Consider the following 24,878-nt stretch of genomic DNA (forward strand, 5'->3'; position numbering starts at 1 on the left):
ATTATCTTTAGTTTTCACAATTATTATACCAATAAATATTACTTTTTATATTGTATCCCTCTATGATCTATATAATAATCTTTTTTGTATATAACTTCAGAAATAGGTACTATTTCATATCCTTTTTCTTTTAGCTCTTTTAATATAATAGGTAAATATCCTGTTACATATTTAGCATTATTATGAAATAAAATAATTGATCCTGAATTTATATCTTTTATAACTCTATCTACTACAGGTTGAACTCCTTTTTCCTTCCAATCTAAAGAATCTATACTCCATTGTATTACATGATAATTATTTTTATTAGAAACTTCAATCAACCTATTATTATAATCTCCATAAGGTGGTCTAAATAATACAGTAGTTTTTCCTGTCAATTTGTGTATTTTTTCTTCTGTTTTTTTTAATTCCTCTACTATCTGCTTTTCACTTAGTTCAGACATATATGGATGACTTGAGGAATGGTTTCCAATCTCATGCCCTCTTTTATCAATTTCTTTGACTAATTCTGGATATTTATCTACCCAAAACTCTACTAAAAAAAATGTAGTTTTAATATTATTTTCATCTAAAATATCTAGAATTTCTTTAGTAAATTCATCTCCCCAAGCTGCATCAAAACTTATGGCAACTTTTTTATCATCTCTATCCACTCCATATATTGGTAGCTTTTTATCAGTAGAAAATACTTCTGCTATATTTGGATCCGAACTTTTTATGAATATTATACTCAATACTAATAAAATTATTGAAAATAAAATTATAATATTAATCTTTTTAAATAAATATTTTTTCACATATATCACCCCATATATTATAATTACTATATTATATTAGGTGATATGCTAAATTAGTAATATAAAAAAATTTAATGCTTACTACTTGTCTTTTTATTAATCTTGTTATAAAGATTAGATGCTACTATGGCTGTTATAGGTACTGTAAATATAAGACCTATACTTCCTGCTAAGGCTCTTAATATTTCAGATGCTATCATATCTCTATTTATAATATCAATTATATTGAAGTCATGTGCCATGAATAAAAGCATCAAATGTATGGAACCGCCAGAATAAGCTAATATCAACGTATTAGACATAGTTCCCATTATATCTTTACCTACATTCATTCCTGATTTTATTAATTGTTTTGTTGTCATTTCAGGATTAGCTATTTTAATTTCATTTATTGATGAAGCTATTGACATACTCACATCCATTACAGCTCCTAAAGCTCCTAATATTATTCCAGAAAATAATATTCCTTTAAAATTAAATGAATCTCCTTGTTCAACTAAACTTAACATTTGAGCTTCTTCTGTTCCAAGTCCAGTAAGACTTGCTAATTCACTAATAATAAGTGTAATAAGTCCTGCAACTAATACTCCACCAGTTGTTCCGATTATTGCAGCTAAGGCTTTTCTATTAAAACCTGAAATTATTACAAGAGTAACAGTAATTATACAAATAGAAACTATAATAGATAAATAAATTGGACTATATCCTTTTAATATAAGAGGTAACATTATTTTTAGTACTGCAAAAGCAGTTATTAATAATGTTATTATAGCTTTTAATCCTTTTAATCCTCCAATAATCAAAAGTAATAGAAAGAATATAATACCTAAATATAGAAGGTATTTATCACGTGCAATTTCTGATATGTACCCTTGAATTATTTCTCCACTTTCATCTTTTTCTAAGTATACTAATACATCATCATTTTCTTCTACAACTATATTATAAGCAAACATACTATCAACATGATTTTCTACTATTATTTTTTCACCTTTATCTTCACCACTTGTAATTTCCAATTCAATGGTTTGTATTGTTGTTGTTTCCCCTTCTGCATAAGAGGTCTCTTGTTCATCTTCAGATAATATTTCAAGAACTTTCGCTCTTACAGGTTCTGGTTTTTCTTCTGCATTTTGATCAGCAAATACAACATTAAAATTAACAAATATCATTGTAATTAAAATTATAAATACAAATATTTTTTTATCCATAGTATTCTTCTCTCCTTTTAAAAGAATAATAATATACTTAACCATTAAATCATTGATTCATTCATTAGTCAATAAATATCAAATTTAAATTACTAGAATAATTAGTATTAATACATGAATATATTTATTGTATAAGGGGTGAAATAAATGAATATATTCCATGAAACAAATATGAAATCTATTATAGAATTTATATTTGGGTTAACAATTTTCATATTATCTATAAGACTCTTATCTTCCTACATGGAAAATAATTTAAGTAATAAAATCAAAAATATTTTAACTCATTTTACATATAAAAAATTTAATGGATTAATAATAGGTATTCTCATAACAATAATAGTTCAAAGTAGTAGTTTAGTTATTGTACTTGTGATTATATTAGCTCATAGTAATGTATTAGATATAAAAAAGGCATTACCAATTGTATTAGGTTCAAATATTGGCACAACATTCACAGGACAGATTACAGCCTTTAATGTTGAAAGTATTTTACCTATAATAATACTCTCAGGTTTAATATTATACCTATATAGCACAAATAATAAATATAGATTAGCAGGTAGTTTTATATTATGTATATCTTTTATTTTTATAGGAATAGAACTTATGGGTTCATCATTGTATAAAGTTACAAGCTCTAATTATATATTAAAAAATATAGGATACGTATATGATAGTAAAATTAACTCTATATTATTTGGTTCTTTTTTTAGTGCTTTGATTCATAGTAGCTCAACATCTATTGTGCTGCTACAATTAATAAGTGAAAAAGAAATAATTCCACTATTATCTTCTATATATATATTATTTGGATTAAACATAGGTACATCTATTGATGCAATAATAGCAGGCATAAGTACTAATAATTATGGTAGAAGAATCGCTTTATTTCATCTCTTATTTAATATGCTTGGTGTCATAATATTTTTTTACTTAGGAAACCTATTAAAAGACTTAGTATTAATTTTATCACCTTATAATATTTCAAGACAAATAGCAAATGCACATACTATTTTCAACATAACTATAGTTATATTAATATTTCCATTTATTGATTATATTTCTGATACTCTTAATCCAAAAAAATTAGGTAGTTAACTACCTAATTTTTTTCATAAATATATAACTCTTTATCTTTTATCTTTGATTTATCAATATTTTGTTCTTCCTCTTTAGGAATAGTTAATATATCAGGAGCACCATCACTAATGAATTTTCTAGATGGATTATTTTCAAATCCTTTCATCCAATCATACATACCTACTCCATCTACTTGTGTTTCACTAGCTCGTACTCTTTGAATTCTTAAAGGGTCAAACTCTTTATCTATAGGCGACACACTTGGTTTCCATCCTACATTTAGAATAGCAATATTTTTATAACTAGTACCATCAAAACTACCTTCTTCTAAATACTTTTCTAGTGAATCATTTGGCCTTCCTCCATTAGCAAGTGCATAAGTATTAACTTCATAATCTGATACTATAGAATTTATAAACTCTACTTGTTTTGCAATATATTCTTGCACCTTCTCTTCTGAATTTACATTAGTCATATCATTATGATCTATAGTATGGTTTCCTATATCCATTCCTTTATCTATTATATAATTCAACTTATATTCAATTAATTCTGGTTGTCTAAAAGGATTTGTTCCATTTATAAAAAATGTTGCTTCAAGTGGGAAATCTGGATGTTTTTCATGAAATTCTTCTAATATTCCTACAGCACTATTTGGATTTACTTGTTTTTCTCCATTATTCTCTATTATATCAAAATTATTTTGTCTTCCATCATCAAAAGTTAAAACTACCGGAGTATAACCTGCTTCTGTTGTTATATTATTATTTACTAAATCTTTTAAACTAATAGGTCTGTATCCTTTATCATAAAGTGTTTGTAAGTCTCTTCTAAAATTTTCATGTGTTCTATCCCATACATCTTCCTTATCAGTTATTCCATGATACATAAGTACCATTATTTCACCATTTTCATTAGGATTTAAAGATAAATCAATATCTTCTTTAGTTATTTTTTCTTCTTTTTCTTTATTATTTTCTTCTTTATCCACTTTTGTATCATCATTATTTGTTTGTTTATCTTGATTTATATCATTATTATCTGTAGTAGTTTCTTTAGATTCTGATTTACAGCTACTTAAAGTTACTAAAATAAGTAATATCAAAAAAACACTTAAAATTTTTTTCATATTTTCCCTCTTTTCTTATGTTTTTATTCTACAATTTATTATATCAAATATCCATATACTATTAAAATATATATCTTTATTACAAATTTAATAATATGTAATATATCTATTTTTTATATTTTTGCTCATTAACTTCCAGTATCTTTTTTTGACATTCAGGTTATATTAATATTACAACAGAAAAAGTTGTATATCAAAATTTTAGGAGGTCTTTAAAGTGGCTAATAATACAAATAGAATAGTAGTTCCAGAAGCTAGAAAAGCTTTAAATCAAATGAAAACTGAAATAGCAAATGAATTAGGTCTTACAAATTATGATAATATAGATAAAGGAACTTTAACATCTAGACAAAATGGTTATGTTGGTGGATACATGACTAAAAAATTAGTTGAATCTGCACAAAGACAAATGTCAGGTAAATAAATAATTTAAAAAAAGAGAAATAAGTTTAAACTTATTTCTCTTTTTTATGTTATAATTTATATGATTAATAGTATTAAGGGTGATATAATGTTTATTGAAAATAGTGATGAATTAGCACAAAATAAATTAATATTATTGTACATTTTTAACAAAATTGATTATCCTACTACAAATTCTGAAATCACTCAATTTGTTTTAGAAAATAATCAAATGAATTATTTTTTAGTACAACAATATTTAAGCGAATTAGTAGCATCAAATTTCATAACTATAAAAACTAAAGATGGTAATGAATATTATAATATAACAGAAGAAGGAAAAAAAGTTCTAGAATTATTTTATGAAAGAATAGCTGCTGAAACAAAAAATTTAGTAGATAGAAAGTGTTCTATAAAAAATGAAGAAAAAGTTAAAGAAAAGCAAATTATAGGCAATTATTATAAAAAAAATGATACTGAATACATTGTTAATTTAAAAGTAGTTGAAAATGACAATACTTTATTTACACTTTCATTAAATGTAGTTTCTAACGAACAAGCAAAAATGATATGTAAAAATTGGAAACAAAACCCTCAAGTTATATATAAAAAATTCATAGATATTCTTACAACAAAAATGGATTAATCTTTTTATCTTTATAAAAAGATTAATCCATTAGGTTCTTTACCCACATATATTTGATTAACTATAGAATTTTTATTTATATCAAAAACTAAAAGTGAATTTTTAACTAAATCAGTTATATATAATATATTGTCACCATCCCATAATATATCATTAGGCATTCCTCCAAGATATATCTTATCTATACTATCTGTAATATAATTTATCTTATATAAAAATCCATCACCACCATTAGTAGAAAAAATTATATTCTTGTCTTTTAATATAACCATATCTAATAATGTTTCTTCTATAAAGATTCTCTTTAATATTTTTTGATTTTTCAAATTTAAAAAAGAAATTGAACTCTTCATGTTTTCGCACTCACAGGACAATATCAACATATTCTCATCCAATATATGAAAGTGTAATGGTAATATATCCATATAGATTTTCTCATCTTTATCTTGATTTAAATCAATTACACTTATAGTATATTCATTACTGTTAGCTATATATAGTTTATTATTCTGTTTATCAATTTTTATATCATGAGGTTTTTCACCAACAGATATATTTTTAATCAAATTAAACTCTTCTATATCTACTATAGATATAGAATTAGAATCACTGTTTGTAATATATATATATTCATCAGAAATTGCTATGTGGCTAGGACAACAACCAACATATACTAAATCAATAATTTCTCTTTTAGAGATATCAATTTTTAGTATATTATTACCATAAGAATTTACTAAATAAATTATATTAGGTTTTGAATTTTTAAAAATAGAATGGGTCCTATAATTGAATACTTTATCATCTATCTTATGTTTTATCTTATCAAAACACATATCAGTATAATTTACTTTAGACATTTTAAAATCCTTATTTGGTTCTATTATATTTAGAGAATTCTCTCCGGAACTAGAAACTATGATTTTTCTGTTCTCAAACTGATTCATCTTTTCACCTCTTTTATTCTATATAACACTTTATGCTAATAGATAAAATTAGGTGAATACCCCTTATTATTAAAATAATAAGAGGTATTAGTTTATCTTTCTTTTATTAACTTTCTCACTTCACCAATTAAATATAAAGAACCTGAAGCAACAATCAAATCTCCTTCATTATATTCATCAAAGCATAATTTTATAGCTTGTTCAATACTTTCTTCTGAAACTACTTTCTGATTAATTTTATTAATTTTTTTTGCTAAGTCTTTAGAACTCATAGCCCTTGGAACTCTAGGTTTTGTAACTATTATATTATCAGCATGTGGTATTACTATGGATAATATCTTGTCTACTTCTTTATCTTTTAGCATACCTACAAGTAAAATTAATTTATTAAATTCAAATAAATTCTCTATGTTTTCTACCAAGGACTTTGCTCCAGCCTCATTATGAGCACCATCTATAACAACTTTAGGATTATTATTTATTATTTCTAACCTTCCCATCCACGCAGTATTTTCAAGTCCTTTTCTAATATTTTCTTCACTAATATTTATTTCATTATTATCATTTAATATTAGTAACGTCTTAACTGCTAAACTTGCATTATATACTTGATATTTTCCTATTAAATTTATTTTTAAGTTTCCATATGTTTTATCTTTATGTGAAATATTAAATACTGAGCCTTTATCATTACATTCATCTATGCTAATATCATTAAAATCTAAAAACATAATTTCAGATCTTTTTTCTTTACTAACATTTACAAGGACATTATGAGCTTCATTTTGTTGAGTATAAGAGATTACTTTAGAGTTTTCTTTTATGATTCCAGCTTTTTCATATGCTATTTTTTCTATAGTGTCACCTAATATATCCATATGATCTAAAGATATAGGAGTGATTACAGATATTAAAGGTTTCCCTATAATATTTGTAGAATCATATCTTCCTCCAAGACCTACTTCTAATGCTATAATATCAGTTTTTTCTTCGAGAAAATATACAAATGCTATTGCTGTAACTATTTCAAATTCAGTAGGATGATTATATCCTTCCATTAACATCTGTTCTACTTTTTCTTTTACTTTTAAAGTAACTTCACTTAATCTCTTATCACTTATATTTTGATTATTTATTCTTATTCTTTCATTAAAAACTTCTAGGTAGGGCGATGTAAATGCCCCTACCTTGTATCCAGATTCAAATAATATACTAGAAATGAAAGAAGTGGTTGAACCTTTACCATTAGTACCTGCTATATGAATAAATTTTAATTTATCATGTGGATTTCCTAATAACTCTAATAATTTTTTTATATTATCTAATCCTAATTTACTTCCAAATTTTCTAGTACCATGTATAAATTCTAATGCTTTATTATAATTCATATTCCCACCTCTTTATTAATCTTTTTTATCTATAATGTTCTCTAATCGCTCTACAACTTTATCTAGCATCCCTTCGTATTTTTGTTTCTTCTCTCTTTCCTGATTAACTATAGATTCTGGAGCTTTTTCTACGAATCCTTTATTTGATAACTTTCCATTTACTCTTTTAATTTCATTTTCTAACCTTGATTTTTCTTTTTCTAATCTTTCTATCTCTTTATCAAAGTCTACAAGCTCTTCAAGAGGTAAAAATATTTCAGCACCTTCTACAACAGCACTCATTGCATCATCTGATATTCCATCCTTATTTTCTTTTATTTCTACACTAGATGCTGAAGCAAGTGTAGTAAAGAATAATTCATTATTCTCTAATATTTTTCTTTTATTATCATTTTGTGTTACAAATATAACCTTTGCTTTTTTAGAAGGAATAACATTCATTTCAGCTCTTATATTCCTTATGTTTTTTATTGCATCCATAATAAAATCAATTTGTTTTTCTGATTCAATAAAATTATATTTATCATCATTTTTTGGCCAATTAGATACCATTATACTTTCATTATTCTCATTTATATAACTGTATATCTCTTCTGTTACAAAAGGCATAAAAGGATGAAGTAGCTTATTTATATTCCTTAATACATGTATAAGAACATTTTTAACTGTGATTTTATCAGCTTCATCTTCTCCATATAATCTAGGTTTAACCATTTCTATATACCAATCACAATATTCATTCCATGTAAAATCATATATCCTTTGTGCTGCAAGTCCTAATTCAAACTTATTTAGATTATCATCAATTTCCTTTATAGCACTGTTTAATCTAGAAATTATCCATTTATCTTCTACCTTTAGATTTTCATTATCTATGCCTGTAAAATTAAATTCTTCGCCTAAGTTCATTATCACAAACCTAGAAGCATTCCATAATTTATTAGCAAAATTTCTGCTTGATTCTACTCTTTCAACATAGAATCTCATATCATTACCTGGAGTATTTCCAGTTATAAGAGAAAATCTTAAAGCATCTGAACCATATTCATCTATTATTTCTAATGGATCAATTCCATTTCCTAGAGATTTACTCATTTTTCTACCTTCAGAGTCACGAACAAGCCCTGTAATAAATACATTTTTAAAAGGAACTTCTCCGATTTGCTCAACACCTGAAAATACCATTCTTACAATCCAGAAGAATATAATGTCATATCCAGTTACAAGTACATCAGTAGGGTAAAAGTATTCTAACTCTTTAGTGTTTTGTGGCCAACCTAATGTTGAAAAAGGCCAAAGCGCTGATGAAAACCAAGTATCAAGTGTATCTTCATCTTGAATTAGATTTTCTGAGTTGCATTTCGTGCATTTTTCTGGTTTCGTTTTAGATACAATTACTTCACCACAATCTTTACAATAATACACTGGAAGTCTATGTCCCCACCATAATTGTCTTGATATGCACCAATCTCTAATATTTTCTAACCAATTTAAATAAATTTTTTCAAATCTTTCTGGTATAAATTTAAATTCACCATTTTTTAAAGCTTCTATTGCAGGTTCTGCTAAAGGCTTCATTTCTACAAACCATTGTTTTGATATAATAGGTTCAACTATAGTATCACATCTTTCACAATGACCTACATTATGATCATGATCTTTTATTTTTACTAAATAACCTTTATCTTCTAAATCAGATACAATTTGTTTTCTAGCTTCATATCTTTCAAGACCTTCGTACTTTCCACCATTACTATTTATTTTAGCATCATCATCTAATACTTTAAGATTTTCTAGGTTATGTCTTAGCCCTATCTCAAAATCATTAGGATCATGTGCTGGAGTTATTTTAACTGCACCAGTTCCAAACTCCATTTCAACGTATTCATCTTTAATTATTGGTATTTCTCTTCCTACTAGTGGTAAAATAAGTGTTTTACCTATTAAATCTTCATATCTTTCATCATCTGGATTTACTGCAACTGCTACATCACCTAGCATTGTTTCAGGTCTTGTAGTTGCTATTTCTATAAATTTATCTTCCCCTTTTACAGGATATTTTACATGCCACAATTTCCCTTGTGATTCTTGATGTTCAACTTCTGCATCTGAAATAGCTGTAGCACAACTAGGACACCAATTTATTATTCTATCTCCTCTATATATTAACCCTTTTTCATATAATCTAATAAAAACTTCTTCTACTGCATCACTTAAACCTTCATCAAGAGTAAATCTTTCTTTTGACCAATCGCAAGAAACACCTAATTTTCTTAATTGATTTTTTATATTTCCACCATATTCTTCTGTCCATTCCCAAGCCTTTTCTAAAAATCCTTCTCTTCCTAAATCTTCTTTACTATGACCTTGTTCTTTTATACGGGCAACTACTTTTGATTCAGTAGAAATACTAGCATGGTCAGTTCCAGGAAGCCATAATGCTTCATAACCATCCATTCTCTTCCATCTTGTTAAAATATCTTGAATAGTACTATTTAATGCATGACCCATATGAAGATTTCCTGTTACGTTAGGAGGTGGCATCATAATAGTAAATGGTTCTTTATTTTTATTTACATCTGCTTTGAAATAACCTTTATTATTCCAATCATTATATAATCTGTCTTCAAATTCTTTAGGATTATACGTTTTCGCTAAATTTTCCATTTAATTCACTCCTCTTTATTTTCCATAAATCATTAATATAACTGAAATAATAGTAAGTAAAAGACCTGATACTTTTATTTTAAGTAAGGATTTCAAATCTTTTATCTTCCCTTTATTATACTGTCTATCAGCACCTAAAACTATTACACTACTAATTAAAAATATTACTATACCTAATTTAAAAATAAGACCACCCCTTATAAACTAAAAAATACCTCCATCCTTATATAAGGACGAAGGTAATCGCGGTACCACCTTAATTTCAATTCTGAAATTGACTCTCTTAGTTTTAACGAACATTGTCCGTTCAGATTTACTACTAGTTCAATCTGAAAGCTCAAAAGCTACCTTCAACAAAAGTTTACTTCTGAATCCTTTCAGCCAAGGGATTCATTCTCTAAAAGTTCTCTTGTCTACTCCTCTTTCTCATTGCCTCTAATTTTTATATTATATATAATTATATATTTATTATACTATTATTGTCAACATTAATGCATAATTAAACTAATAGTAACATATATATTCCTTCAAAATATAATAAAGTATAGTGAATAAATTTTGGAGGTGTATCATGAAATCTAAATTATTAGCAGTAATATTAGTAATTTCTTTATTTATCTTGCCAATTTTATCAGGTTGTAAAGATGAAGCAAAGTTAGAAAAAGTAAGGCTTATAGAAGTTACCCACTCTGTTCTCTATGCTCCACAATATGTAGCATTAGAAAAAGGATTTTTTGAAGAAGAAGGCCTTGATATAGAGCTTACAAATGGTAAAGGTGCAGATAAATCAATGACAGCTTTACTATCAGGAGAAGCTGATATAGGATTTATGGGACCTGAGGCAAGTGTGTATGTATATAATAGTGATAAAGATAACTATGCTATTAACTTTGCACAACTAACTCAAAAAGATGGTTCTTTCTTAGTTGGAAGAGAAAAAGATGATAATTTTACATTTGATAAATTAAAAGGTAAAACAATTATAGGAGGAAGAAAAGGTGGTATGCCAGAAATGATTTTAGAATATGTATTAAAATCTAAAGATATCACACCTGGTAAAGATGTAGAAGTTAGAACTGATATACAATTTGCTGCAATGGCTGGAGCATTTTTAGGTGGAGAAGGAGATTATGTAACCCTATTTGAGCCTGTGGCTTCAGAATTAGAAAAAGAAGGTAAAGGACATATTGTAGCATCCATTGGGGAAGAAGCAGGATATGTTCCTTATACATGCTATAGTGCAACCAAAGAATATATAAAAGAAAATCCTGAAATAATTCAAAAATTTACAAATGCTGTTTATCGTGGTATGGTCTGGGTCAATGAAAATTCTTCTGAAGATATTGCTGAAGCTTTAAAAGGACAATTTCCTGATACAGATAAAGATATATTAATATCTCTTGTAGAAAGATATAAAAATCAAGATACTTGGAAACCTGATTTAGTTTTAACTGAAGAAGGTTTAGAGCATATGATGGACATAATGGAACTAGCTGGAGTACTCGATAATAGAGCTCCTTATGAGCAAATAGTAAATACTGAATTTGCTAAAAAAGCTATGGAAAAATAGAAGTAGGGTTAACCCTACTTCTATTTTGTAGATTAAATAATATTAAATTTCATATTTAAATAAAAGCTCGCCATTCTCATCTTTTTCGTTCATATATTTAAAGCCAATACTCTTATATAAATTATACGCTGCTTCATTTCCAGGAACAATACTTAAATATATAGTATTTACTTTGTATTTTTCTAAAACTATGTCTATAAGTTTATTCATTGCAATTCTTCCATAACCCTTACCTTGATACTTTTTATCTATTAATATTCTATCAATCCACGTATCTTTATTAGGACCAAAAGAACCATACATAGCAAATCCAATAATTATATCATTCTTATATATAGCTACTGGATTCCACTCACTATACATACTAGCTTCTTTTAAACATTCATCTACAGTTTCAATAAAATTTTCTTGTGTACCTTTTAATTCTATTTTTCTAACTGCTTCTTCATTGCTTTTATCAATATTTCTAAAGTTTATATTGCTCATTGTATTACCTCATTTTCATCCTAAGTTAATCTATATTTCTACACCATAGCTAAAATACCCAAAATTAATAACAATATAGATATTTTTTAATAATAGTATTTTTAGATTAGTAACCATAAAAAACCTCAGTTTTATATTTTGACTCTTCTTTATTTTTAATCTCTTCTAATAAGGATTTAACAAATCCACCTAATTCATAATTATCAATTTCATTTAAATCTACCCATTCGTATTCTTCTGCTTCTTCATTTAAAACTACATTATATGAATCTGTTTTACATATATAATCAATAAATATAAAATGTTTATCTTCATGAAACACTTCATTATAAACACTTTCTTTTATGCTAATCAATTTAATGTCATATATTTCCAATCCAGTCTCTTCTAATATTTCTCTTTTCAATGCTTCCTCCATTTTTTCCCCTAACTCAATATGACCACCAGGAATTATATATTTATTATTCCATTTATGAGATTTGCAAAGAAGTATTTTATTATCAGGATTAAATATAACTGCACCTACTGTTGTTTCTGGATATTTCATAATTATTAACTCCCTTCTTATTTTTTGATTTTTATTAAAGTAAGAAAATACTATTCCACAAGAAAACATTTTACTAATAAACTAAATCTTAATTCTACAAACTTATCTTTACCCAATAAGTTTTAAAGTCAAATAGATTAATATTTCTATTCTTATTCCCCTTTTATAAATATTTACAATAAAAAAGAATAAAAATATTTATAAAAATTATATTATTTTCATTCTTTATCTCGTATTTTATTTTTCCTCACTAACCTTTACTTCTAAATCTAACGATTTATAAGATTTATTAAAACTTTTACCTCTAATACATAATAAAGCTACCGACCATATAACTATATTTACTAAGAATAAAAATATTGTCAAAATTATTTCACCTCCTTGTTTATTTTTTCTTTAATATGGGGTATAATAATAATACAGAAGTCGTTGGATTTCATTTAAATTAATATTAGTGGTTTAAAAGTAAGTAGTTAGTGGCTACTTACTTTTTTTGTGTCTAATTCTATAATTAATCTTTTTATTCTTATTTTAATGTTAATTGAACGCTTTGAATTACATACTATATACAATCCTAACAATGAAGAAATAGCTAGAATTATATATTTAACATTTTCCACTCACTCACCTCTTTTCATTAGTTTATTCATACCAACGACTTCTGATAATTAAGCTGAGTTATCTATATTAATTTAATAAACTAATGATGTTTACACTATAATTATATCATTTTAAAGGCATAGAATCTAGTAAATATCCATATTATATTGATTTTTATATTTTTAAAAAAGATTAAAAGATAGAGGAATTAGTATAATATTATACTAATTCCTCTATCTCAATAATAATTATTTTTGATGTTTCTTTTGTCATAACAATTATTCATCTAATTCGCCTACTACTCCTTCTATTCGAGGATCTCCACATTCTAAATGATTTAAACTATCTTCACCTACACCACCTACTGTGTCTTCTGGATCTATTTCTATCAAACCTCCACTGCCAGATGGCTCACTAGGTTTAGATTGTGGCTTATGTTTACTTTGAGTAGTAGTATTAGAACTACTTCCATTACTAGAAGGTTTCTTGTTTACAGTGTTATTTTTTTAGGTGCTGATGATTGAGTAGCTGTGTTAGTATTATTTGTTCATTTACAATTAAAAGTGACCCCTCTTTTACGAATAAAATTGAACCCCTAAATACCTCTATATGTTAAAATATTTAAGTCACAAATATTTTAACATATAGAGGTCATGGGGTAAAAAATGTTTATGATTGTGAGAATGTTAAAAGACTTTTCAAAAGTGGTATGAAGATAAAAGCAATCGCTAGAACTATGAAAATGTCTAAAAACACAGTAAAGAAATTAATTAAACCAGAGGAGGCACCAAGATATAAAAGGGAATATTACAAGACAAAAGTAGATAAGTACAAAGAACAAATAAGTGAATGGTATTTAGAGCCTAAATACGATTTTAATGGAACTAGAATTTATAGAGAGTTAAAAAAGCTAGGATATGATGGAAGTATCAATCCAATATATAGATTTTTATCAACTCTAACAAATGAAAAAAGGGAAGTAAGTAAAAAGGCTACCGAAAGAGTAGAAACCCCTTACGGGGATCAACCCCAATTTGATTGGTCACCATATAGAATTGAAATAGGAGGAATTTCGTTGGAAGAAAATGGTTACAAGGTTATAGTTGATTGATAATTTATACTACAATGGAAGGGGGTCAAAATCAAGTGTGAAAAAGTTTAAAAAGGAGTCAATTTTACTTAACAATCTACATTATTCTTGGACTTTGATACTGTTGTAGGTTTAGGCTCTTTCTTAGGTAATGATTATATAAGATATTCACTATTTATATATCCTTCTTTATCCTTATACTCTATTCTAACCCAACCATTTTTAACTTCACCTGTAATATGTATTTTCTGATGTTCATCTAAAACTCCAAGCTTTTCACTATCTACTGTAGCATCTTATCTAACCGTTAAATAAGTTCCAAGCAATAATTAGTTTAACATAACTTCTTAGCCTATAATAGGTGTGGGCGTTTTTACGGTTACAGAAAAAGTGAGTAAAGAATTAGATAATACTATTAAAATGGTTTTAGATAAAGGTATAAAAAGAGAAAAAGCAAAAGAAATCATCGAGGTAATATTAAGTTCATCAGAAATAAATAAAATCAGTAAAAATAGCAATGCATACTATCCTAATAGTTCAAGTATGCCATTTAGTGATTATTCTATTACTAACGGTAGAAGAGCAATACAGAACTTGTTAGAACAAAGATGTTCAAGTGATTTGAACTTAAGTTTTTAAAAACAAATACAAAATATTTAATCTATATTTTGATTTAGGAGAATATCTATGTGTTGAAAGCAAAAAGTTATATATTATTAAACTATAGATATTAGATATACCATGTCCTGACTGGCTTTAAAAGCATATTCACTTTAAATATACAAGTTAAAAATTGTATGAAAAAATTAAACAAAAAATTGTCAACTATTATTTGACTGTATCCAAATCTATTTTTTTGTTGACATTTGAAATATCTAATAGTATAATATAAGTATAAGAGCTGGTAACTTAATGATAAAGAACCTTACATTTTATAAGGAGATGGAGCGTTTGATTCCTCCCCAGCTCACCAATACAAACAAAAGGACACAACCAAAGTAGTGGTATATTAAATGGTGTAGTCCTTTTTTAATGAACTTTAATTCATTTGACATTTACATTAAATTAAAAAATTAAAGTGATTAGTTTCAATTTAATATCGAAACTAATCACTTTAATTTTTTGAAATCTAAATTGATTATAAAATTGAATGTATTCATGTATTTTTATAATTAAACCATCTGGTATAAAAATTAACTTTTAAGTGCCAACCTATTATTGTTCTCGCATACAAATTCACTGTTGAAGCCAAAATTTATACATATGGAAAAGTTGGTGTTTCTCTTACATCATCTAAACTCATAATAGCCATTAATAATCGGCTTAAACTACAACCTATTCCACCAGTTTTTGGCAAACCATATGAAACAACTTTTACAAGATCTTTATTGATTGAAATATGTGGATAAGCCTCATGCATCATCTCAAATTGTTTTTCTAAGGATTCAATTTGTTCTTCGTAATCTGCCTGTTCACTACCGATATCACTTATGTCGACTCCATTCAAATACAACCAATACCTATCACTAAACCTATTGTCTTCATCTAGTTTTTTCATTAGTGGAGTCATACTAGAAGGCAAATGTGTTAATATAATAGGTTCGGTAGTATGAATTCTTATAGTTTTATCTATTATGTTACCAATAACGGTAGAAGGACCTGATACATCTGAGCATTCAATTCCAATTTTTCTTGCTTGAATCCTTAAATTATTAATATCTGATAAAATATCAATATGGGTTTTATTTTTAATTACTTCATGTGCATTAATCTTTTTCCAATCATTTTTGCTACATTCAATTCTTTTCTTGTTAGGTAAATGGATACAAGGTTCTCCATTAAGGTCAATTAATATCTTTTCAATAATTTCAAGGTTAAGTTCTAACATATATTCTGCATCAGCAAAAGATTTATAAACTTCCAAAAGTGGAAATCCAGGGATATGTGTATTATCAATACCTTCATTCCTAAATGAACCCGCAATTTCAAATACTGAACTAAAACCTGCAGATATTAATTGTTTCAGGTATAATTCAGAGGTTACTTTCAAATATCCACTCCTTTTTAATGCTGTAATTTTAGTTGTAAATGGTGTAGAAACTCCACCATTAAAACTAGAAAAAAGAGTTGGTGTATTATATTCGCTATAGCCTTTATCCCATAAAGTCTTTCTTATACTTTTATTAATTAATGAACTAATTTTCACAACTTCCAATGAATTATCATTAACTGAAAAATCTAAGAATCTATTTTCAAATCTTTTTCTCTTATCTACTAATTTCTTCGGAAATATAAACCTACATTTGGCTATAAGCTTAAAATCAATTACAACAATTTTTTTTATTTCATCACTATAATTTTCTATACCAATGACTTCTATCCAATCCCCTGTATCTATATATTTTAAAAAATTATAATTAATACTTTCATCAGTTTGCAATAATATTTTCGAATCAAAATCTTTAAGAATAACATAACTGCTATACTTATATTTTCGAATATTTAAAACTCTTCCATTAATTCTAACCAAATCAGTATTGTCTTGGGAAAATGTTTTATCAAGAACCTCTTTGACACTAATTGCTTTATATTTACTAAAGTCTTTGCTGACAAATTCAGTCCTATAGCTATCTAATTTTCTCAATCTGCTTTCTGTAGACTTAAAATCCATAATTCACTTCCTTTCTTATTACTTAATCACTTTGGGCAATTGTTCTTTATCAACTTTCCCATTAATATTTACTGGCAACTGAGTCATCAAGACAAAAAACTCAGGAATCATGAAACTTGGCAAATATTCTTTTAAGTATTCAGTTAATTCTACAAGTGAAATACTCTTATCTGAAACAATATAAGATGTCAAAAACACTTGATCTTCTGAATCTTTATTTGCAAGGACAACGCTTTCAGATATATGGGGATATCGTTTCATTACATTTTGAACCTCATCTAGTTCAACCCTCATACCTCTTACCATTACCTGGTTGTCTAGTCTGCCAAGAAATTTTATGTTTCCATCAGAACACCATATTCCAACATCTCCTGTCATGAAAATCTTTTCATTACTCTCAAATGGACTATTAATGAATCTTTCATTTGTCATTTCATCCTGATTATAGTATCCTCTACTTACGCCTATACCTGCTATGAAAATCATTCCAGGTATTCCTACAGGCATTGGGTTCATAGCATTATCTAAAATATAAATTTTATAATTTGCAATTGGCTTGCCAACAGGTATATAAAAATCATCATTTTTATTACATTTATAATAACTAGCACATACGGTAGTCTCCGAAGGCCCGTAAGTATTGTATACATTAACAAAATCAATTAACTTAGAATAATTCTTATAATGTATCACATCACCACCTGAAATAAAACATTTTAGTGAGGATGGAATGATTCTTTTATTAAATTCATCTATCAATAAAGGAAATCCACTTATTATTGATACTTCATTTCTTCTTATCACTTTTAATAACTTGTCAACATCGTCCTTTTCTTCTTCTCTTGCAATCACAAGTTTACCACCAACCATCAGGATTGGAAAAATTTCTTCTACCGATATGTCGAAAGCTACCGTTGAATTTTGTAACATTGAGTCTATCTCACATAATTTGAATTCATTTAAAAATGAATGTATATAGCCAACCACATTTTTATGTTCAACAGCAACAGCTTTAGGATATCCAGTTGAACCACTTGTGTAAAGAACGTAAGCTAAATCTGATTTTGAATGCCTTTTAGGAAGTTGTTTGGTAATGTTTTGATATTTTGTTTCTTCATTAATATTTAACCAAATGTATTCTCCTTTTAAATTAACATTTTTAGCACTTTTCTTAATGACAAGCTTACTATTGGCATTTGTTAGCATAGTATCTATTCTTTTTTTAGGTAAATTCAAATCTATTGGCATGTATGCAGCACCCGATTTAAGAATGCCCATGATTGATATCACCAATTCTATATCCCGCTCCATAAGGATACCAACTATCTCCCCTCTTTTCACATTCCAGTATTTTCTCAAACGATATGCCAACGCGCTTGATTTATGATTTAGCTCCTCATATGTTATGTTTCTAGTACCACAAGTAATCGCAACACTATTAGGATAATTCTCAAGGTTTTTTTCAAACATAGAGTCAATTGTTAAGTTTTCATTATACTTGAGAAATTTGTTGTTGAAATCTTTTAATATCAATTTGCTTTCGGAACTAGTAAGAATCTCCATATTACTTATTTTTTTATTGCTGTGTTTAAAAACTTCTTCAAGAGCATTCTCAAAATGGCTACACATACCCATCACCGTAGATTTATTAAACACAAACTGATTATATTCAACATTATATGAAATCCTACCTTTGCTCAATTCAAATAAAAACGTTATATTGGAAGGTATGTCCTGTTTAGGTCTTTGGAAGTATATTGATGTCATGTAACTTGTTTTTTCAAGCATTCTATCAACAATTAATGAATCGTGAACATGTTCTAGGTTTTCCTCACATTGATTATTAACTTTATTCAACTCTCTTGTTAGTTCTTCGATTTGCATTTCACTGTTACAGTTTACTATTAATGGATAGATCTTATTCAAATACGATACCAAAAATACAACTTCTTCATAATTATTATATCTTCCAAGAACGATGGACCATGCCGTATATATAATTTCTTTCATCTTTTCAATATCTATACCTTCAGTAGGTTCAAAACTTCTTGAAATCTTATCAATGCTTCTTTTATCACTAGACTTTTTTTGATTATCAAATGGTAATAATTGTTTATTAGGAATCTGATTTAAATATTTTACCCAAAATATATTTTCTTTGTTCATATCTCACCATTTATGTTTGAATTGGAAAACTCAAACACTCCTTTCTTTATCTATTTTAAATTAAACATTCGTGAAACGCCATAACCTAAATAAATACAGGACATTTTTTTCTATAAAATAATATAACTCCTCACTGATTTATGATAAAAATAAAGTGAGACTCTACAAATCCACAAAAACCTGAAAGGAGTTATATATAATACCACAAAAATAACATTCTTTGGTAGAGATTTATTCTGATTGCGAAACTTTTTTAAGTAATAAATCTAAATTTCTTTCATTACTTGAAGATAACATATCCTACAGATACTTTTTAAATTAATTTCCTTAAATCTTCAGATCATTTAAGAGAATTTTGTGGGTTTAAAAAAGGTCCTGACGAATCTAAATTCACTCTTTTAAGAAAGTTTTTAAATAGATCTTCAAGTTTTCTATGATAATCTTATTGATTTTAATGAATAAATATGCCAACAAATTGTCAAAGTTAAAGCTTCTATGACTATTTTTGATACCTCAGGAATCGAAGCTTTCGTTACTGAAAATAATTTTAAAAATGTTAATAAAATTATCAAAGAATTAAATTTTTTAAAAAAAGTAAAAAGTTTTGATGATTATTCTGACCCATATAAAGCAGAATATTATTTATGTCTTCACATGCTGCTTGTAATACTGATATAAAGCGACTATATATTAATGGCCAATTTAAAATCAAAAATTTATTAAAATTTAAAATTCAGATTTGTTAAATTTTAATTTTAATTTGAAATATTTTTACTTATATTATTCATTTTTTAAAAATGGTTTCGCAATTATCTATCTATTTTAAATTATAGTAACAAACCCTAATTAAGCATTCTTTATCTTTAATAGTATTTTTCGTTATATTTTATCCTGCAAAATATATTAATTAATTTCTATTCTAATTCTTAATATCATCTGCGAACTTTTTATTATTCTAATTCACTTCTTCTCATTGGTTTAACAGGTGGAAAATAAATAGTATCTCTAATATTAGTAACATTAGTTAAAATAGCTAACAATCTATCTATCCCTAATCCTATTCCAGACATAATTGGCATACCATATTCCATGCAAAGTACATATTCCTCATCAGCTTCACTTGCAACTTCATCACCAGCTTCTCTCATTTTTTTCTGTTCTTCAAATCTTTCTTTTTGCTCTATCGGATCAACTAATTCCGAATATGCTTTTATTAACTCCCATGAATTAACTATGAGTTGAAATAACTCTAACCTTTTAGGATTATCATCGCAGGTTCTTGAGAGACATACAAGTTCTGTTGGGTATTCTGTTACAAAAGTAGGCTGAATTACATGAATTCTACTATACTTTTTATATAGTGCATCTAATAATGAACTATATGTAAAATACTTATCATACTCAATATCTAAATTCTTTTTCTGTATATCACTAACTAACTCCTCATAAGTGGTTACTTCATCAATATCGATATCTACATATTTAATTAACAATTCCCTAAATGTCACCTCTGGCCATTCTCCAGCAAAATCAATTTCTATTCCTTGATATGTTACTTTAGTAGATCCCATCAATTTTATGATAATTTCTTGTAACATTTTTTGCATAAATTTCATATTATCTTTATAATTCCAATATGCAACATAATATTCAAGTAATGTAAATTCTTGAAGTCTTGATGGATCAATCCCTTCGTTTCTAAAACATTTTCCAATTTCATATATTCGTTCATAACCACCAACCATAAGTCTTTTTAAATATGGCTCATGTCCAATTCTAAGAAATAAAGGAATGTCCAGAGAGTTATGATATGTTTTAAAAGGCCGAGCAGCTGCTCCAATAGCAACAGGCTGAAGTATCGGAGTTTCAACCTCCATAAAATGTTCTTCATCTAAATATTTTCTAATAAGACTTATCATTTTACTTCTTAATTCAAATCTTTTCCTTGTATCATCATTCACCAATAAATCTAGATATCGCTGTCGTACACAAAGTTCTGCTGAATTAAATTTCTCATAACTACTAGGAACAATCCTTAAAGCTTTAGATAATAAATAACACTCTTCAACCCTTAGAGTTTTTTGATTTCCTTTTGTACTATAAATTTCACCCATTACACCAATAATATCTCCAGTGTCTAAGTTGTTAAGATAGAATTTATATTCTTTATCTCCTAAATCATCTACTGTAAATGAAACCTGAAACATTCCACTATAATCTTTTATATCCATAAATGCAATTTTCCCTAAATTTCTTATTTTCGAAATTCTTCCGGCAAAAGATACTCTTTCATCTGCATTAAAAGAATTTAAATCTTTAGCAGAATGTGACTTCTCAAACTGATTAGGATATAAACCACATTCTCTATCCTTCCAATTATTTCTTCTAATTAAACGTGATTCAAAAATATTATTCATTATACACACCCCTCCTATAATATGTTTAGAAATACTTTTTAATTAAGGCTTCTAGCATATTTTTATTTTTATCAAATTGAATAAAAGTAAAATAATTATCAAAGGAAAATTCTTAACACCCTAGCAAAACTTTAGGTTATTATTTAAAAAGCAAGTTTCCTGTCTTAATTATCATAGGCCTCTAACCCAAATGCTACATCCCTTTTACTAGACCAATAGCAAGGTAATTTTAGCAGAAAATATTATAAAATGTTTAATTTTAAATGGTCTTAAAACTGTTTTTATTGCTTTAGAATCTACTTCTGTATATACCTCCATATAGCTAACTTTTTATCTTAAAATCAAGAATTAGCTGCATTTGATGCTAAAGTATATTGTCTTAATCAAAAGTCATTCATAACTATAGAAATCATTTGTAGATATTGATAAAACAGATCCTTTAGATGCTTTGATTATAGCAGATTATGCTAGAGCAAGAACTATTACCAGTTCTCCTTGGTGAGGTTCCCAATTTCTAGGTCTACAAAGACTTATTTGTCATAGATTTCATTTAGTTGAATGTATCACAAGAGAAAAATCATATATGGTATCTAAAATGTAGCTTAAATTTAGTTAATTAAAAGTATTAGAAAGAGATGAAAAACCCTCCTCTAACAATTTTGGTGCTATTTCGACAACCATTTTAACTGATTTTTTATCTCTAGATGATATTATTTATACTCCGATAGAGGATCTAACTAATTTTGTTAAAGAAAAAGGTGAAAATCGATTTAAAAATCCTTTAGCTACCGCTAAATTAATTAAAAAAGCAGCAAGAGATTCCTATCAGTTAGACAAAGTATCATATGAAACTTGAAATATTTATTTAGCTTCTTCACTAACCCTTATCAATATTTTTGAAAAAGAAGTTAAAGTTGTTGATAAAGTTATAGAAAAAAATATTAAAGGTCCTAATACTACAGAATATCAATCGTTAATATCTATACCTGGAATTGGTCGAGTTTTTTACTGTCTAATTAAGTATAACCTATTCATACTTTCGAAATTGGATCTATAAGTGTTTTTGAATCCAACAATGCTTTAGCTAAATACGCAGGATTTACTTGGAAATAAAAACAATCAGGGAATTATACTTCTAATAATACTAAAATGACTAAAACAGGTAATAGATATCTTCGATATTATATGGTTGTATCGACTAATACTGCTAAAAACAATATTACAGTATACAGAAATTATTACTACAAAAAGTTTAATGGGTCAAGCACTTATAAAATAAAAGATCACTTGCACTTACATCACGTGAATTAGTACGCCTGATTTTTAGATTGTCGCCTAACTATTGACATTAAAGCTTCATTTATTTTGGGGTTTCATTAGAGGGAATATTACACATTCTCTAATTGGTTTATCCATCATCATAGAGAATAGTCTCTCTGAAAATCCGAAACCAAATGCAGGAGGCATTCCATACTTCAAAGCCTCAACAAAATCTTCATCATGATTATGTGCTTCTTCGTCTCCTGCTTCACTCATCATTCTTTGTTCATTAAATCTTTCATCTAAATCTAAAGGATCATTTAACTCGCTGTATCCATTACCCATTTCTGATCCAGCAAGAATGATTTGCATCTGTGCAACCTTTCTAGGATCTTCTTTAAGTCTTTTTGGTAATGGATTAAGTTGAACCGGTTGTCCTACTAAGAATCCAGGACCAGACAAGTCTTTTCTAACAACTTTCCATAGTAGATCAACAAGTCTCCAGTAACCTAGATCAGGATCAAATATGACATCAAAAGATTCAAGTTTTTCTTTAATGTCCTCTAAACTCGTATTATAGATATCAACACCTACATTTTCTTTTATAACTTCTTGAAAATCATAAATTTCCCATTCTTTATCCATATCTATCTCAAATCCACGTGATATGAATTTTGAGGTTCCCATTAATGCTTTAGTAATTTTCCTGTACAACTCTTTTGTTATCTCCATTCCATCGCTATAATCAGCATATGCCCAATAGAACTCCATTTGAGTATAATCCTGTAGATGTTCATTACTCATACCTTCATTCCGAAACTGTCTTCCAATTTCGAATGTCTTTTCAAATCCAGCAACCAATAGCTTTTTCTGCCATAATTCACCCATAGATATTCTTAAGAATACATCAATACCTAAAGCATTGTGGTGTGTCTTAAAAGGTTTTGATGCAGCTCCACCTGATGAAACTTCAAGTATTGGAGTTTCTACTTCTAAAAAGCCTTTTTCAAGTAAGAAGTTTCTGACTGTGCTCCAAAATATTTGCTTCTTTATAAAAAGCTCTTTAACATCTTTATTCATAATAATATCAAGATATCTTTTTCTAAACTTCATGTCTTCATCTGTAATGCCATGGAATTTATCTGGTAATGGCTTAAGTGCTTTCGTCAAGTGTTTATATGTTTGAACTCTTACACTCAATTCATCTGTTTGAGTTTTGAATACTTTGCCTTCAATTCCAATTATATCTCCAATATCTGTTTGATTGTATACTTCAAACTCCAACTGAGTTATCTGATCCGCTCTAACATATACTTGAATTTGACCTTCCACATCTTGAATATGCATGAAACCTGCCTTACCTTTGCCTCGTTTTGTCATAACTCTTCCAGCTAGAGAGACAGTTATATTTTTTTCAAGTAGTGCTTTTCTTGAATATTGAGAATAATTATTGATCAATTCTTTTGAGTGAGTTGATGCTATGAATTTATCACCAAATGGGTCAATACCTAAATCTCTCAGCTTGTTCATTTTCTCAGTTCTAATTAATTCATGTTCACTAATTCTTTTTACATTTGAAAATTCTTGAGTATTCATAATTTTATCAAACTCTCCTTTTTTATAGTTCATGATTTTTAATATTAAGTCATATTTCTTAAACAAAAATATATGTGATAAGATTCCAGAAACAAATCAATAAAATTTTAAGTACTATAATCTTAATATCAGGCTCTTTTCACCTATAAATTATATTCTTACCTTTTACAGTTAGCATGTCAGTGCAATGGTCAACTTACAT

Annotated in this window: 21 protein-coding genes, 1 pseudogene and 1 other annotated feature; of the genes and pseudogenes, 7 read left to right on the top strand and 15 right to left on the bottom strand. The window is 27.2% G+C overall.

Annotated elements, in window-relative coordinates; all coding sequences use genetic code 11:
- Positions 1 to 38 precede the first annotated feature (38 nt).
- The gene (gene pdaB / locus E0D94_RS10080) at positions 39 to 800 is read right to left on the bottom strand and encodes a polysaccharide deacetylase family sporulation protein PdaB (protein WP_130807440.1); all 762 of its coding nucleotides are present in this window, start codon (positions 798 to 800) and stop codon (positions 39 to 41) included.
- A 71-nt stretch (positions 801 to 871) separates the two neighbouring features.
- Positions 872 to 2,011 (bottom strand): YibE/F family protein, encoded by a 1,140-nt coding sequence (locus tag E0D94_RS10085; RefSeq protein WP_130807441.1) that lies wholly within the window; start codon positions 2,009 to 2,011, stop codon positions 872 to 874.
- 147 nt (positions 2,012 to 2,158) lie between these two features.
- Between E0D94_RS10085 and E0D94_RS10090 the strand changes: the two genes are divergently transcribed.
- Positions 2,159 to 3,112, top strand: a complete 954-nt coding sequence (locus E0D94_RS10090; RefSeq protein ID WP_130807442.1) for a Na/Pi cotransporter family protein — start codon at positions 2,159 to 2,161, stop codon at positions 3,110 to 3,112.
- Between the two features lie 4 nt (positions 3,113 to 3,116).
- Here the strand turns inward: E0D94_RS10090 and E0D94_RS10095 are convergent, their stop codons facing one another.
- The gene (locus tag E0D94_RS10095) at positions 3,117 to 4,223 is read right to left on the bottom strand and encodes a polysaccharide deacetylase family protein (protein ID WP_130807443.1); all 1,107 of its coding nucleotides are present in this window, start codon (positions 4,221 to 4,223) and stop codon (positions 3,117 to 3,119) included.
- Between the two features lie 217 nt (positions 4,224 to 4,440).
- Here E0D94_RS10095 and E0D94_RS10100 point away from each other — a divergent pair, with 217 nt between their 5' ends.
- Entirely contained in the window at positions 4,441 to 4,647 is a 207-nt protein-coding gene (locus E0D94_RS10100) for an alpha/beta-type small acid-soluble spore protein (RefSeq protein ID WP_130807444.1), read from the top strand.
- A 60-nt stretch (positions 4,648 to 4,707) separates the two neighbouring features.
- Positions 4,708 to 5,271, top strand: coding sequence for a DUF4364 family protein (locus E0D94_RS10105; protein ID WP_242620530.1), 564 nt, complete (start codon positions 4,708 to 4,710; stop codon positions 5,269 to 5,271).
- 11 nt (positions 5,272 to 5,282) lie between these two features.
- On the opposite strand, the gene E0D94_RS10110 is transcribed toward E0D94_RS10105, so the two are convergent.
- From E0D94_RS10110 to E0D94_RS10120, 3 genes are all read right to left on the bottom strand, one after another.
- The gene (locus E0D94_RS10110; protein WP_130807446.1) at positions 5,283 to 6,218 is read right to left on the bottom strand and encodes a YncE family protein; all 936 of its coding nucleotides are present in this window, start codon (positions 6,216 to 6,218) and stop codon (positions 5,283 to 5,285) included.
- Between the two features lie 92 nt (positions 6,219 to 6,310).
- Positions 6,311 to 7,606, bottom strand: a complete 1,296-nt coding sequence (locus E0D94_RS10115; RefSeq protein ID WP_130807447.1) for a bifunctional folylpolyglutamate synthase/dihydrofolate synthase — start codon at positions 7,604 to 7,606, stop codon at positions 6,311 to 6,313.
- A gap of 15 nt (positions 7,607 to 7,621) precedes the next feature.
- The gene (locus E0D94_RS10120; RefSeq protein ID WP_130807448.1) at positions 7,622 to 10,273 is read right to left on the bottom strand and encodes a valine--tRNA ligase; all 2,652 of its coding nucleotides are present in this window, start codon (positions 10,271 to 10,273) and stop codon (positions 7,622 to 7,624) included.
- 226 nt (positions 10,274 to 10,499) lie between these two features.
- Positions 10,500 to 10,712: a binding site (T-box leader), on the bottom strand.
- A 132-nt stretch (positions 10,713 to 10,844) separates the two neighbouring features.
- On the opposite strand from E0D94_RS10120, the gene E0D94_RS10125 reads away from it, so the two are divergent.
- Positions 10,845 to 11,843 carry an ABC transporter substrate-binding protein gene (locus E0D94_RS10125; protein WP_130807449.1) on the top strand — a complete coding sequence of 333 codons (999 nt, stop codon included), beginning with the start codon at positions 10,845 to 10,847 and terminating at the stop codon, positions 11,841 to 11,843.
- A 42-nt stretch (positions 11,844 to 11,885) separates the two neighbouring features.
- Here the strand turns inward: E0D94_RS10125 and E0D94_RS10130 are convergent, their stop codons facing one another.
- From E0D94_RS10130 to E0D94_RS14865, 4 genes are all read right to left on the bottom strand, one after another.
- Complete coding sequence (locus E0D94_RS10130) at positions 11,886 to 12,329, bottom strand: GNAT family N-acetyltransferase (protein ID WP_130807450.1); 444 nt, start codon at positions 12,327 to 12,329, stop codon at positions 11,886 to 11,888.
- 106 nt (positions 12,330 to 12,435) lie between these two features.
- A complete protein-coding gene (locus tag E0D94_RS10135; RefSeq protein ID WP_130807451.1) occupies positions 12,436 to 12,876 on the bottom strand; it encodes an NUDIX domain-containing protein in 441 nt (146 codons plus the stop codon).
- Positions 12,877 to 13,113: 237 nt separating this feature from the next.
- Positions 13,114 to 13,242: a hypothetical protein gene (locus E0D94_RS15120; protein WP_278044699.1), complete on the bottom strand. Its 129-nt coding sequence runs from the start codon at positions 13,240 to 13,242 to the stop codon at positions 13,114 to 13,116.
- Positions 13,243 to 13,349: 107 nt separating this feature from the next.
- Positions 13,350 to 13,496: a hypothetical protein gene (locus E0D94_RS14865; RefSeq protein ID WP_165442935.1), complete on the bottom strand. Its 147-nt coding sequence runs from the start codon at positions 13,494 to 13,496 to the stop codon at positions 13,350 to 13,352.
- Between the two features lie 689 nt (positions 13,497 to 14,185).
- Between E0D94_RS14865 and E0D94_RS10140 the strand changes: the two genes are divergently transcribed.
- Entirely contained in the window at positions 14,186 to 14,587 is a 402-nt protein-coding gene (locus E0D94_RS10140) for a hypothetical protein (protein ID WP_130807452.1), read from the top strand.
- A gap of 134 nt (positions 14,588 to 14,721) precedes the next feature.
- On the opposite strand, the pseudogene E0D94_RS15195 reads toward E0D94_RS10140, so the two are convergent.
- Positions 14,722 to 14,844: pseudogene (locus E0D94_RS15195) on the bottom strand (SH3 domain-containing protein); the annotation flags it as partial.
- Between the two features lie 112 nt (positions 14,845 to 14,956).
- On the opposite strand from E0D94_RS15195, the gene E0D94_RS10150 reads away from it, so the two are divergent.
- Positions 14,957 to 15,205 carry a hypothetical protein gene (locus E0D94_RS10150; protein ID WP_130807453.1) on the top strand — a complete coding sequence of 83 codons (249 nt, stop codon included), beginning with the start codon at positions 14,957 to 14,959 and terminating at the stop codon, positions 15,203 to 15,205.
- 616 nt (positions 15,206 to 15,821) lie between these two features.
- Here the strand turns inward: E0D94_RS10150 and E0D94_RS10155 are convergent.
- Together E0D94_RS10155 and E0D94_RS10160 are read right to left on the bottom strand one after the other, a co-directional pair.
- Complete coding sequence (locus tag E0D94_RS10155) at positions 15,822 to 17,237, bottom strand: amino acid--tRNA ligase-related protein (RefSeq protein ID WP_130807454.1); 1,416 nt, start codon at positions 17,235 to 17,237, stop codon at positions 15,822 to 15,824.
- Positions 17,238 to 17,255: 18 nt separating this feature from the next.
- Positions 17,256 to 19,403, bottom strand: a complete 2,148-nt coding sequence (locus tag E0D94_RS10160) for an amino acid adenylation domain-containing protein (RefSeq protein ID WP_130807455.1) — start codon at positions 19,401 to 19,403, stop codon at positions 17,256 to 17,258.
- Between the two features lie 495 nt (positions 19,404 to 19,898).
- Between E0D94_RS10160 and E0D94_RS10165 the strand changes: the two genes are divergently transcribed.
- On the top strand, positions 19,899 to 20,081 hold the full coding sequence (locus E0D94_RS10165) for a hypothetical protein (protein ID WP_130807456.1): 183 nt from the start codon (positions 19,899 to 19,901) through the stop codon (positions 20,079 to 20,081).
- Positions 20,082 to 20,353: 272 nt separating this feature from the next.
- Here the strand turns inward: E0D94_RS10165 and lysS (E0D94_RS10170) are convergent, their stop codons facing one another.
- Both lysS (E0D94_RS10170) and lysS (E0D94_RS10175) read right to left on the bottom strand, forming a co-directional pair.
- Complete coding sequence (gene lysS / locus E0D94_RS10170; protein ID WP_130807457.1) at positions 20,354 to 21,820, bottom strand: lysine--tRNA ligase; 1,467 nt, start codon at positions 21,818 to 21,820, stop codon at positions 20,354 to 20,356.
- A 1,356-nt stretch (positions 21,821 to 23,176) separates the two neighbouring features.
- Positions 23,177 to 24,709 carry a lysine--tRNA ligase gene (lysS, locus tag E0D94_RS10175; protein WP_341274578.1) on the bottom strand — a complete coding sequence of 511 codons (1,533 nt, stop codon included), beginning with the start codon at positions 24,707 to 24,709 and terminating at the stop codon, positions 23,177 to 23,179.
- Positions 24,710 to 24,878: the final 169 nt, after the last annotated feature.

Origin of the sequence: Senegalia massiliensis, assembly GCF_900626135.1 — a bacterium.
Classification (GTDB): domain Bacteria; phylum Bacillota; class Clostridia; order Tissierellales; family SIT17; genus Anaeromonas; species Anaeromonas massiliensis.